Origin of the sequence: uncultured Streptococcus sp. (assembly GCF_963518475.1) — a bacterium.
Lineage (GTDB): Bacteria > Bacillota > Bacilli > Lactobacillales > Streptococcaceae > Streptococcus.
The window spans coordinates 18769-31745 of record NZ_CAUQJA010000007.1 but is presented as its reverse complement, the minus strand read 5'-3'; the positions used below and the strand labels follow the sequence as shown (position 1 = coordinate 31745).

Sequence of the window (12977 nt, the reverse complement as noted above, 5' to 3'; positions counted from 1 at the left end):
TTCTTCCAGTATTAGTCGTCTACTTCCGCAAAGACTTGAGTTGCTTTTACAGCCTTCTTCCAGCCCTTGTAGAGTTGTTCCTTGCGCGATTCGTTCATAGATGGCTCGAAGAGTTCTCCTGTCTCGTTCAAGAGTTTCAACTCATCCAAGTCCTTCCAATAGCCCACTGACAAACCTGCTAGGAAGGCTGCCCCTAGAGCTGTTGTTTCCAAGTTTTTGGCGCGTGCGATATCGATTCCCAAAATGTCAGCTTGGAACTGCATGAGGAAATTGTTCATAGCTGCACCACCGTCTACTTTCAAGACTTGGATAGCTGTCTGCGCATCCACTTGCATGGTGTCGATGATATCACGCACCTGATAAGCGATAGATTGCAATGTCGCCTTGATAAAGTCTTCTTTACTTGTTCCACGAGTTAAGCCAAAGACAGAACCGCGAGCGTTTTGGTTCCAGTATGGAGCACCTAGACCTGTAAAGGCTGGAACGACATAAACTTCATCATTGTTGTGAGAATCACGAGCGTATTTTTCAGACTCTGGTGAATTTTCAACCATGCGAAGACCATCACGAAGCCATTGAATGGCACTTCCTGCGATGAAGATAGAACCTTCCAAGGCATAGTAAACCTTGCCATTGATTCCGTAACCAATCGTTGTCAAGAGATTGTTTTCAGACAACTGCATTTCTTCACCAGTATTCATGATGATGAAAGAACCTGTTCCGTAAGTATTTTTAACCATACCTGGTTCAAAGGCCAACTGTCCAAAGAGGGCCGCTTGTTGGTCCCCAGCCATACCTGAGATTGGCACTTCTCCACCGTAGAAATGGAATGGGGCTGTCTTGCCGTAGATTTCAGAGTTAGAACGAACTTCTGGTAGCATAGCCTTAGGAATGTTGAGGATTTCCAAAATCTCGTCATCCCATTTGAGTTCTTTAATGTTATAAAGCATGGTACGAGCTGCATTTGAGTAGTCGGTCACGTGAGCCGCACCGTCAGTCAATTTCCAAACCAACCAAGTATCAATGGTACCAAAGAGCAATTCCCCTTTTTCTGCTCGCTCTTGAGCGCCTTCTACATGGTCCAAAATCCAACGAACCTTAGTCGCTGAGAAGTAAGCATCGATGATCAAACCAGTCTTTTCATGGAATTTTTCCACATAACCTTGGTTTTTTAGTTGCTCAGCCAAAGGGGCTGTTTGGCGAGACTGCCAAACGATAGCGTTGTAGATAGGGAGCCCTGTTTTCTTATCCCAGACAACCGTTGTTTCACGTTGGTTGGTAATTCCGATTGCTTCGATTTGACTTGGCTTGACACCACTTTCGATGAAAGCACCCGCAATAACTGACTGGACTGAGTTCCAAATTTCATTGGCATTGTGCTCTACCCAACCTGCCTGAGGGAAAATCTGGGTAAACTCTTTTTGACTCGAGCTGACCTTTTCTCCTTTTTTGTTGAAAATAATGGCACGAGAGCTTGTAGTCCCCTGGTCAATGGCCATGATGTATTTTTCTTGTGACATGTGCTGTCCTCCTGATAAAGATCTTGAGGATGTTTCCTCTTTACACTTACTAGTATACAAAATAAAGCGCTTTCTTGTTTATCAACTTTTTTTAATTTTTTAAAAAATGTGAGGAGATTGTGTGAATTTCACAAAAAAGACCTGGAACGACCAAGCCTTTTAAGTGAATAATAACTGACGAATAGCCGCCAAATCTTCCATATCCAAGTCATTTTTTAAATAATAGACTGGTGTTTGTTCCTTCTTATGAATCGGGTTATTGGTAACCAGCAAATCATAATGTCGAGTTCGGTCATAGGCTTCAATGGTGATAAAACGATTGTATTCCAAATACCGTTTTAAAATGGCTGCCATCCTTGAAAAGACAAGAAAACCAGATGTCAAATCCAGACCAATCCGCATATGCTGACCACCATTTTCAGCCATATATTCCATCAACTGAAGCCATTCCCAGAGAATTTTCTTATCCAAATCTGTCCCCTGCTGAAAGGCAGGTAGAGCATGAAAAATCTCCTCTGCCGTTCCCCTAAAATCATGTTCCATCAGCAAATAGGGATGACGATTCTCTAACTGGTACTTGTAGCAATCCTGTAAAATATAGCCCTTATAGAGATAGACTTGAGCACAAAGCTGACTGAGTTCATAAGTGACATGGTCCTCTGTATAGTCCCCCAATAGTTCCTCCTTCTTCATTTCTTGAATCAATTGCGTCAGCAAATCTGCCAACTGCCCTCCAAAACCAAGGATATATTCCATAGTATGAAGAGGAAGAATGCGATGAGATAGGAGGAAAGAGAAGAAAATCATCATCTCCCCATCCTCAGTTCCTAGAGGAAGGTGTTGTCCAGCAAAAAAGGACGGAGCCTTTCTCAGCAAACGAAGGTAGAAAATATTGTCAAAATACCCTCGCATTTTCTCTTCTATCACTTGGAACTGACAAGCATTAACCCGAAGACGCTGTTGACTGATATGAGCCCAGAGAACCAAGTCCAATTTCTGACCCGAAGACAAACTTGCACCGCAGATTTCTTCTAAAGTGGCAATCTCCTGCTTTCTCTCTGGCTTCTGCATGTGGCCTTCCCATTCCTGACTCGACCAAACCTTGCGGAAAAGACAGAAATAGAAGTAACGAATCTGATGCTCTGGACCTCGCCACCGTCCATTTTGGATAGATAAATCAAATTCTGACAAAATCTGATTTAAACTAGCCAAATGGCGACCAAGCGTAGCCTCACTAATCATCAATTCTTGAGCCAACTGATGAGCTAAAAACTGCTGGTGGTAGAGAAGATAAACAAGAATCTGGTATTTAACAGCATTCTCCAAAAACAGGCTCCGAATATCTCTCCCCTTGGTAGCTGCACCGATTGACAGACGCAGATTTTCATCTTCTAAGGAGATGTTCAGCACTAAACCACTGTCCAAAGCCTTGTCATTGAGCAGGGTGACATATTTGGTTAGGGTTGCTTTTGAAAATCCTGTTTCCTCCATTACAGCCTTGACAGTCGTCTGAGACTCTTGTAATAGAAAGGAAAGGATTGAAAATTGGCCAGATTCGGCCTTTTCCATCAAATCTCCTAAATACATTTGTTACCCCTTTCATTTTCTACCTTAAGCATAGCATAAATCTTAGAAATGCTGAAATAATCTGTTTCTCTTTTTATTTTCATGCTGATTTCCTGGTCTATTATCCTAAAAATCAGCAAACACACGGCTCCCCCTTTGGGCATTTTTATGCTAAAATAGTAGCTATGGATAAAATTATTAAAACAATATCAGAAAGCGGAGCCTTTCGTGCTTTTGTCCTTGATAGCACAGAAACCGTCCGCACTGCTCAAGAAAAACACCAAACCCAAGCTAGCTCAACTGTAGCGCTTGGTCGAACTCTTATCGCTAGCCAGATTCTCGCAGCCAATGAAAAAGGAAATACCAAACTAACAGTTAAGGTACTGGGATCTAGCTCTCTAGGTGCTATTATCACCGTCGCTGATACCAAGGGGAATGTCAAAGGCTACGTTCAAAATCCTGGTGTTGACATCAAAAAGACTGCAACTGGTGAAGTTCTAGTCGGACCTTTTGTTGGAAATGGTCAATTTCTCGTTATCACAGACTACGGTACTGGAAATCCTTACAACTCTATGACTCCCCTCATCTCTGGAGAAATCGGTGAAGACCTTGCCTTTTACCTGACTGAAAGCCAACAAACACCTTCAGCAGTCGGCCTCAATGTCCTTTTGGACGAGGAAGACAAGGTCAAGGTTGCAGGTGGTTTCCTAGTTCAAGTCTTGCCAGGAGCCAAGGAAGAAGAGATTGCTCGCTTTGAAAAACGCATCCAAGAAATGCCAGCTATCTCAACCCTTCTGGAAAGCGACGACCATATCGAAGCTCTCCTTAAGGCTATCTACGGTGACGAGGCCTACAAGCGTCTCTCTGAAGAAGAAATCCGTTTCCAATGTGACTGTAGCCATGATCGCTTTATGAACGCTCTTGCTAGCCTTCCAAGTTCAGACTTACAGGAAATGAAAGAGGAAGACCACGGGGCAGAAATCACTTGTCAATTCTGCCAAACTACTTACAACTTTGATGAAAACGACCTGGAGGAACTCATTCGTGACAAATCTTAATACACCCTTTATGATTGGCAATGTTGAGATTCCCAATCGTACCGTTCTAGCACCCATGGCTGGTGTCACCAACTCAGCCTTTCGTACCATTGCAAAAGAGCTCGGAGCTGGACTCGTTGTCATGGAAATGGTCTCTGACAAGGGAATTCAATACAACAACGAAAAAACCCTACACATGCTTCATATCGATGAAGGCGAAAACCCAGTCTCTATCCAACTTTTTGGTAGTGATGAAGACAGCCTAGCACGCGCAGCAGAATTCATCCAAGAAAACACCAAAACTGATATCGTCGATATCAACATGGGCTGCCCAGTTAACAAAATCGTGAAGAACGAAGCTGGTGCTATGTGGCTCAAGGACCCAGACAAAATCTACTCTATCATCAACAAGGTCCAATCTGTCCTGGATATCCCCCTTACTGTCAAAATGCGTACCGGCTGGGCTGACCCTTCTCTTGCAGTAGAAAATGCCCTCGCCGCTGAAGCTGCAGGTGTTTCTGCCCTTGCCATGCATGGACGTACCCGTGAACAAATGTACACAGGCCACGCAGACCTTGAGACTCTTCACAAGGTCGCTCAAGCACTGACAAAGATTCCATTCATCGCCAACGGTGACATCCGTACAGTTCAAGAAGCCAAACAGCGTATCGAAGAAGTTGGCGCTGACGCAGTCATGATTGGCCGTGCAGCTATGGGAAATCCCTACCTCTTCAAGCAAATCAACCACTACTTTGAAACAGGAGAAATCCTACCTGATTTGACCTTTGAGGACAAGATGAAAATTGCCTACGAACACTTGAAACGCTTGATTAACCTCAAAGGGGAAAATGTCGCAGTTCGTGAATTCCGTGGTCTCGCTCCTCACTACCTCCGTGGAACATCTGGCGCTGCCAAACTACGTGGAGCCATTTCACAAGCTAGCACCCTAGCAGAGATTGAGGCTCTCTTGCAGTTAGATAAGGCTTAACATGGTTCATACTGCTCTACTGATTATCGATATGCAAAAAGCATTTGATAGACCTATCTGGGGAGAACGGAACAACCCTCAAGCTGAACAACAAGCATTGAGGGTACTGGCATACTTTCGTAAACACGCTCTTCCAGTCTTACATGTTCAACACATATCTGACAATCCCCAGTCCCAATTTCATAACAAACAAAATCAGGAGTCTAAAAGTGGATTTGAACCATTTGCTTCAGAACCTGTCTTTCAAAAAACGGTTAATAGCGCCTTTATTGGAACAAATCTTGAAACCTATTTACGAAAAAATCAGATTGGTCATTTAGTCCTTGTTGGTTTGACCCTGCCTCATTGTGTATCTACTACGACACGAATGGCAGCAAATCTTGGTTTTGAAGTCACTTTACTAGCAGATGCTACTGCCAGTTTTACCCTATCTAACAAAAACGGTCAGTCCATCTCTCCTGAGACTATCCATGAGATTAATCTCCTTTCTCTACAAGATGAGTTTGCTCAAATTCTTACTACAGAAGAATTTTTAACCCAAGTACAAGTATAAAAGAATCCGTCAACTCTTATTTGAGCTGACGGATTTTGAATACAGTAATGTAGTGAACCAATACACAAATAGGTAAATTTGGACCTTAGAACTGATGATTAACAATTATTCATAAATGTCTATAGATTCCCTCAGAACTGACCATACTAGTCTACCCCCTTTAGAGCACTAATCATATCAATCTTTCTCATACGAAGACTAATAAAATAAGCAGTCCCTAAAGATGTAAACCAAACCAATAACGTAGCAGAAGCAAGGACATACATACTGACATAAGCGGTATACTCAATTCGAATTGTCGAAAATGTTGCTACATATTCTTTCAAAAACCATATTCCTAAAGGAATTCCTGCTAGCCACCCAATAAAGGTAGTCAGTATAGTCTCAAAAAGAGTCACCATCTGTAGATATTGATTAGAAAATCCTAATACTTGCAATGTAGCATAGTCTCTCATTCTCTCTACAAAGTTTAAAGAACCCAGATTATAGAGAACAATAATAACAAGTAATAAGGCAAAGCCAATAATCATTAGAAATACACTCATCAAACTAGATACAAAATCATAGGCATTTTTTTCTTGGCTCCCTTTTTCAATGACAGATAGAACACCTTTGTCTTGCTTAATAGTATCTTCGTCCACCTCCGGCCCAACTAATAAAGTATGTGGAGTAAAATCTCCCCCTGCTTTTTCAAAGACTCTAGCATGAAGATAGGCCCCTTGATTGGTTTCACTTGTGACAATCCCTTTTACTTCAAACTTGTAAGTATGACCATCTTGATAGGGAGTCACATTTAAAAAATCTCCGACTTTAATACCTGCTAAACGGGCAAATGATCTAGTTACATACAAACCATCATCTTTCAAAGAATCCGCACTCTCTGTTTTTGCTTGGATCATATCTCCATCATCAAATATAATCAATAAACGATTGTAGCCATCATCTGGATTAAAATGTGCCTGTGAAATTTGTACACCTTGCCCACCATATCTAGACTTAGAAGATGTATAATCAGCTACGGTCAGTCGTTTTGAATAAGAAAAATCTTCATTGTATGCCTTATCAACAAGATGATTCATGGACACAGGCATACCAATTCCAGCAATCAGTAACATCATACTTCCTGCAACTCCCACGATTCCCATCAAAACTCGAATACGATTAAACGAGGCATCACGAATTGCCCATCTAGAAGGATAAGAAATTCGTTGCCAGATAGAGGAAAATCTTTCCACAAAAACAGATTTAGCAACTTTTTCTTTACCTCTTAAAAATATTGCTGGTAAGCCTCTAGCTGACTCTCTAGAAGCTAAATAGGCAGCTAAAACACAAATAATAATGACCACAATACCAACGACTATTGATGAAGATGAATAAGAGATTTGCCAATTTGGAAGTGTAAACATTGACTTTTGAGTTTCTAGTACAAACCATGACATCAAGGGAGAAATAGCAAAGCCTGCGAAACTTCCTAATAAACTTACTACTAAGCCAAATAAAATATAATGTAAACTGATAGCCTGATTTGAAAAGCCTAGAGCCTTTAATACAGCAATCTCTTTTGTTTGGCCATCAATCAAACGCTGAATGGTTGTAAACATAGCCAAAATAGCTAACAAAATAAAGATAAAAGAAAATAAGTAAGATAAGTTTCTAATTTGCCCAACTCGATCGGTAGCTTCTGATATTTCAGTTAAACTTTTTTGATCTTGATAAGAAACTAAATCGCCCCCAAAAATAGACTCTAAATCTCCTCGCAAATCTACCTTAGAACCATAAATTTCTAAGACATTATCTGACGATAAACCCAGAATTCCTTTTGCAATTTCATTATCTGCAATATAACCATAGGCATCATTGTCAGGATTTGGAGCGATATATTCCATGCTACCTGTGAAATAAATCTTATCTGTGGCCTGAACAAATCCTACAATTTCTAAATCTATCTGTTTCCCCCTTGATGAAATAGAAATTGAATCTCCAATCTGTAAATGATTCTTCTTCGCATAATTCCCATCAATCCAAATCGAATCTTGTTTTCCTTCAGAAAAAGAACTTCCTTCTGTTACTGTAACCAGTTGATTATCTGTAATCGTTTCAAGATTGATTCGTCCGTCAGTCTTGTCTAAACGAACAATATTAGCAAATCCTTTCTTTTTACTGATAACTTTTTCAACAGAAGATAATAGTTCAACCTGCTTAATTTTTGATTCATCAATTTGTCTCGCTTGAACCCAAACAACAGGAAGTTCAGATTGTTTCAAATAACTCTCTAGACTCTTTTCAAGTCCATGCCAAGCTCCTTGTAGCCCTACAAAGATTAATACACTTAATAGAGACATCAGAAAAACAGAGAAAAATTGTTGCCAATTTTGCCGAAGATCTCTTAATAATTTTATATGAAGATACCTCATCCCAGCACCTCTTCATTATTCTCTATTTTTTCAATACTTCCATCTTTCAAATATATAACTCGATCTGCAAATTTAGCAAACTCTCTATTATGTGTAACCATTACAACTGCAGCATTCCCATTTCTAGAAACTTCCTTCAATAAAGTTAAAATACTATCACCTGTCTTTGAATCTAACGCTCCTGTAGGTTCATCACACAATAATAGACTAGGTTCTTTAGCCAATGCCCTTGCAATTGATACACGTTGCATTTCACCTCCAGAAAGTTGATTAGGAAAATTATTTTTTCTATGAAGTAAACCAACTTGATCTAAATACATATCAATTTCTTTATTGTTTTTCACTAAATTTGCTGCAATACCTATATTCTCCTTGGCTGTTAAACTTGGAACTAAGTTATAAAATTGAAAAACAAAACCAATTTTATCTTTTCGATAAGCAGATAATTCCTTGTCCGTAAACTTTGTTACTAGTTCCTCATCAAATATAAAGGTTCCTGATGTCGCACGATCCATCCCACCAAGTAAATTTAGTAACGTACTTTTCCCTGAACCTGATGGACCTAAAATAACTGTAAATTTCCCTTTCTCAATAGAAAAACTAACTTGATCTAAAGCACGAACTTCTTGCTCTCCTACCTTATAAATCTTACTAATATTTTGAAACTGAATCATACATACTCCTAATATCTTGTCATAAATTTTATTTTTTCCTTTAATGTAGGCTCTTCATACTGTTCTATGATACGTTTAGATACTGCTTCCCTGTTTTCTCGTATAACCTTTTCAGCTAAGGAAATAGCCTCATCTACTGAAACAACTATTGGCAACTCATAATGTTGAATGATCTGATTTAACCGTTCTTTCTGACTACCTTTGACACAATAAGGTGTCAGACCCAAATTCCTATAAGCTTCATATAATTCCTCATCTGATAAATTTCGATACTCTTCAGATACTGGTCTATGCCCATCTGGATCCATTGCAAACTCTACTGGTAAATGAACAACATCTGTATACCACAGTTTCGCATGATTCTTAGAGACAACCCCATAAGCAGTCAAATATTTTTTGAAAAATCGTCGACCCGGAATACCTAAAATAGATTTCATCAATCGATGAATGAATGCTGATCCTGGATTAATTCCTACCCTCATTCGAACAGTACCGTAAATCCATTCATTCAATACTGAACCATCTGATAGAAAACTTCCATGTTCCTTGTATAAAATTCCTTCTGTACGAATTCTCTCCTCAAAACGCTTTAGCCCTAGTGCCATTAATTCAGTTGATGACATATCCTGAAATCTTCTGCCAGGATATAAATCTGTCAAAATTTCCCTCGCAGACAAAGCGTCGATTAAGGGAAGTCCCGTTGCAATCGAAAGAGCTGTAGCAGTTGTTGTCTTACCTGTAGAATAAGTTCCCGATATGACTAACCTTAATTCTCTATTTCCCATCACTGTCCCCCTCCATCAGGTAATTTTTGAGCTATTTTACTTTTAAAGACTACCTTATGATCTATATCATATCCTGACATTTCGTAGACTTTCCAATGTTCTTCTCTAATTTTTAACAATCTATTTTTTGAAACACTACCACTAAGCTCTACTACTCCGTTCAAAATTGGTGAATTCAAGTCTGCACTCACTTGCTTCATCCACATGGTATTGCTCTCTTCTCGAGATATCTCTTCTATATGGTAGGCTAACATCTCTGCCATTTGAGAAAAAATAATCAGAAGCTCTAACAAACTATAATAATTCTTTTCTAGACTACCTACACCACTATATTCAATATCTTTGATTAATACTTGCTCTGCTTTACAAGATATACTACTATCTGAAAACTCAACATCGTATATATCATGTTGTCTATCTCTTAAATGCGTTGATAAAAAATCTCTACCTTGTTCTCCTATAGCAGCTACATTTTCCATACATTCTAATAATTGATATCCTAAACAAACTTTCATATCCATTACCAAGCAATCAAATTCAATCACTTGGTTCGTCATTTTGAAATTTTGTAATTCTAATTTTAAATTTACCAATTCTTCTATAGCTTTTATCCCTGACTTTATCTCAAAATGGCTTAACCTATACTGATTTAATCTCACTCCCATTCTTTTCAGTATTTCACTTCCAAATAAATGAGCTAATACTATTCCATCTAATGTACTCAGGTGTTGCTGTATGATTTCAGATTGTTTACTAGACCACAAACCTTCTTGATGAAGAGACCCAACTTCTTCTAAAATATTTTTCAACTTAACTTCATAAGTCGTCTTCTTATGCCCTCTGCCAAAATAACGATTTTTATTGTCTCCAAGTAAATAATCTACTGTTAGCATATACTTCTCCAATCTTTTAAACTGACTCTATCTTAAACAAAAAAAGACAAGAAAGAATCCGTAATTTACGAAAACCTTCTTGCCTTTTTAGTATAAAATTATAAAGATACTAGATTTAATCGAATAGCCTCACGTACAGCTCCAACTCTACTCGTCACTCCCAACTTTGAACAAATATTTGAAACATGGGTATCCACTGTTCTCCTGCTGACAAATAAACTATTTGCTATCTTTTCATTAGAATATTCTTTTACAATCAGTTCCAATACACTTAACTCCGTATCTGTCAATAGATTATTTTCTTGCTTTTCTAACAAACCATCTGGAATAACGTGATTTCCCTTATAAACAGCATAAATTGCACTTTTAACATCCAAATAAGAACTTTCTTTGGGTAAAAAAGCTTGAATCCCAAAATCCATCGCTCTCTTATGTAACAAAGTGTCATAAAATCCTGATAAAAGAACTATCTTGGGAACTGTATTCAGAAATCTATTTATTTGACTAATAACATCAAATGCCGTTACTCCTTTCAACATAAAATCCATAACTAGCACATCTACCTTTTCATTCTTAAGACAGAGAAGTAAATCTGCTACTTCTGTATAGGAACCAACAATTTTAAAATCATCTTCCTTTAAAAAATAGTTCTCCAATCCTTGTAATACTAAACTGTGATCATCAATCAAAACCAAACGAATCATTTTTCTTCCCTTCTATAGGTATCCGTATCTTCACACTTGTAGGTTCTATATTTATCTGAACAGTTCCCCCCAATAAATGAACCTTCTCTACAATTCTATTTAAACCAAAATGATGTTCATTAGACTGATAGTTTCCCTTAAAAATACCATCATCTATAACTTCAATTGATAAAATCTTTTCTTTTGTAGATAAATCTACAGTAATTTCTCTAGCATTCCCATGAAGAATACTATTATTTACTAGTTCTTTAACTGTCCTTAATACAAACGTGCCCACTTTATCGTTAACTTTTTCTTCATCTATTGAAAAAGTTGTCATAATCGAAACAGTTTCCATCTTCATGAATTGGTTTAATATGCTAGTAATAGATTCTTTCAACCCTAATTCATGCACCATTAAAGGATAGATATTGGAACATAAATCTCTTAATTCAAAAACAATATCATCCAACATCTCTAATAAAGCTCCCCTATTAATGTGTTCACTAATTTCTAACTGCTTTTTATAATAAATAACCTTCTGAATTGTAGTATCATGTATAAACGTTGCAATTTCTTCCCTCTCTAATTCAGTAGCTACAAAAGTATGAAAACTACTAAAGATTCCCTCCATTTTATGGCTAATCAACATCATTTTCCTTATTTCAGGTAACAAAGCTAGCGAAAAAAGAAAAGTGTAAAGAACGAAAAAAATTGGAGAAAATTCTCTTAATAACAGACTAAAAAGAATAATTAGACTAGTAAAAAAAACGGAAAATATCAAGTTATATATGAATGGATTCCACTTCCAAGCAACATATATCATTCGCTCTAGTATCAAGTTATTCACAATAGAGAATAAAATAAGCAACAATAGAGGAATACTATAAATAAACGAAACTTCCTTACCAATCGGGAAAATATATCCAAAAAATAGAGGAAATAAGGCAAGAACTGCTAAAAATAAGGTATGAATTGGCAGCATTTCTCTTCTCTGATAGTAATTTATAAGCATCTTTAACAGTAGGATAACTAAAAAGAAAAATACTAAATAAAATACTCCCCTAGAAAAAAAGATGGTTAAAAAATCAATGGGCTGTATAAGATTATAAACATACAAAAGTTGAGTTATGAGTGAATAGCCCAGTATAATACGAGAAAAGTTAGAAATGGTTGAACCTTTTATCTTTAAGACTAACACTCTAATGAAGATATCCATGAATAATGGAAATAAAGTCAAGTATGAAATTAATAGACTACGACCAAATACATCTCCTATACTTGATGGAATAATCGATAATAACATCAGACTAGTATAAATAATAAAATAAAAATATCGTTTCCCAGTTTTTCCTCTACTTCTGCCTTTTATGTATAATCGAAATAACAGTAGAATCAGAAAAGCAATGATTGATAAAACAAGAAAGATAATTTGGCTTGATTTCCCAGATTCTATTATTAAAGTCTTTGAAATGCCTCTATCTAACACTGTCACAGAATGAAGCGGTTCAACAATTAAAAATCGAGATAATGAGAAATTACTATCTGGACTCTGACCGTCTATTTGTATAATCGATGCCCCTATTATCTCTTGATGATTTGCAAAGCTTCCCAGATTATGGACTTGTCTAACTATCCACTCATTATCATGTTTATCTACGGTGATTCCACTGTACGTTCGGTTAAAAATTGAAAACAAAAAATAAAGAAAGAAAATAAATAACAAAACCAAAGAAAATCGAAACATTTTTGACTTCATTGTTTGTAACACTCCACATTTCACTTGATATGATGTTTATTCTACCATTTTTTCATTCAATAAGACAGGTTTTATAGTTAAATTTATTCTTTTTTCTTTCGAGAT

General features: G+C 37.4%; 11 protein-coding genes. 3 read left to right on the top strand and 8 right to left on the bottom strand.

Going from position 1 to position 12977, the window contains the following annotated elements:
* Nucleotides 1–11 precede the first annotated feature (11 nt).
* On the bottom strand, nt 12–1520 hold the full coding sequence (glpK, locus tag RYK12_RS04100; RefSeq protein ID WP_261035075.1) for a glycerol kinase GlpK: 1509 nt from the start codon (nt 1518–1520) through the stop codon (nt 12–14).
* Between the two features lie 159 nt (nt 1521–1679).
* A complete protein-coding gene (locus RYK12_RS04095) occupies nt 1680–3107 on the bottom strand; it encodes a helix-turn-helix domain-containing protein (RefSeq protein ID WP_314847130.1) in 1428 nt (475 codons plus the stop codon).
* Between the two features lie 164 nt (nt 3108–3271).
* On the opposite strand from RYK12_RS04095, the gene hslO reads away from it, so the two are divergent.
* From hslO to RYK12_RS04080, 3 genes are read left to right on the top strand one after another with little or no spacing between them, the layout of a single operon-like run.
* Nucleotides 3272–4144: an Hsp33 family molecular chaperone HslO gene (gene hslO, locus RYK12_RS04090; protein ID WP_049501956.1), complete on the top strand. Its 873-nt coding sequence runs from the start codon at nt 3272–3274 to the stop codon at nt 4142–4144.
* A complete protein-coding gene (dusB, locus tag RYK12_RS04085; protein WP_049501957.1) occupies nt 4131–5111 on the top strand; it encodes a tRNA dihydrouridine synthase DusB in 981 nt (326 codons plus the stop codon). Before hslO ends, dusB begins: the two co-directional genes overlap by 14 nt.
* A 1-nt stretch (nt 5112) precedes the next feature.
* Nucleotides 5113–5664 carry a cysteine hydrolase family protein gene (locus RYK12_RS04080; RefSeq protein ID WP_049501958.1) on the top strand — a complete coding sequence of 184 codons (552 nt, stop codon included), beginning with the start codon at nt 5113–5115 and terminating at the stop codon, nt 5662–5664.
* A gap of 146 nt (nt 5665–5810) precedes the next feature.
* Here RYK12_RS04080 and RYK12_RS04075 read toward each other — a convergent pair whose 3' ends face one another.
* The 6 genes from RYK12_RS04075 to RYK12_RS04050 form a co-directional block, all read right to left on the bottom strand.
* Nucleotides 5811–8078, bottom strand: a complete 2268-nt coding sequence (locus RYK12_RS04075) for an ABC transporter permease (RefSeq protein ID WP_049501959.1) — start codon at nt 8076–8078, stop codon at nt 5811–5813.
* Nucleotides 8075–8752 (bottom strand): ABC transporter ATP-binding protein, encoded by a 678-nt coding sequence (locus tag RYK12_RS04070; RefSeq protein ID WP_000614114.1) that lies wholly within the window; start codon nt 8750–8752, stop codon nt 8075–8077. Before RYK12_RS04070 ends, RYK12_RS04075 begins: the two co-directional genes overlap by 4 nt.
* Nucleotides 8753–8760: 8 nt before the next feature.
* On the bottom strand, nt 8761–9537 hold the full coding sequence (locus RYK12_RS04065; RefSeq protein WP_049501960.1) for an AAA family ATPase: 777 nt from the start codon (nt 9535–9537) through the stop codon (nt 8761–8763).
* Nucleotides 9537–10430, bottom strand: a complete 894-nt coding sequence (locus RYK12_RS04060; RefSeq protein WP_314847126.1) for an AvrD family protein — start codon at nt 10428–10430, stop codon at nt 9537–9539. The genes RYK12_RS04065 and RYK12_RS04060 overlap by 1 nt, the downstream gene beginning before the upstream one ends.
* Before the next feature lie 98 nt (nt 10431–10528).
* A complete protein-coding gene (locus RYK12_RS04055) occupies nt 10529–11134 on the bottom strand; it encodes a response regulator transcription factor (RefSeq protein WP_023947315.1) in 606 nt (201 codons plus the stop codon).
* The gene (locus RYK12_RS04050; protein WP_261014776.1) at nt 11112–12872 is read right to left on the bottom strand and encodes an ATP-binding protein; all 1761 of its coding nucleotides are present in this window, start codon (nt 12870–12872) and stop codon (nt 11112–11114) included. Before RYK12_RS04050 ends, RYK12_RS04055 begins: the two co-directional genes overlap by 23 nt.
* Nucleotides 12873–12977: the final 105 nt, after the last annotated feature.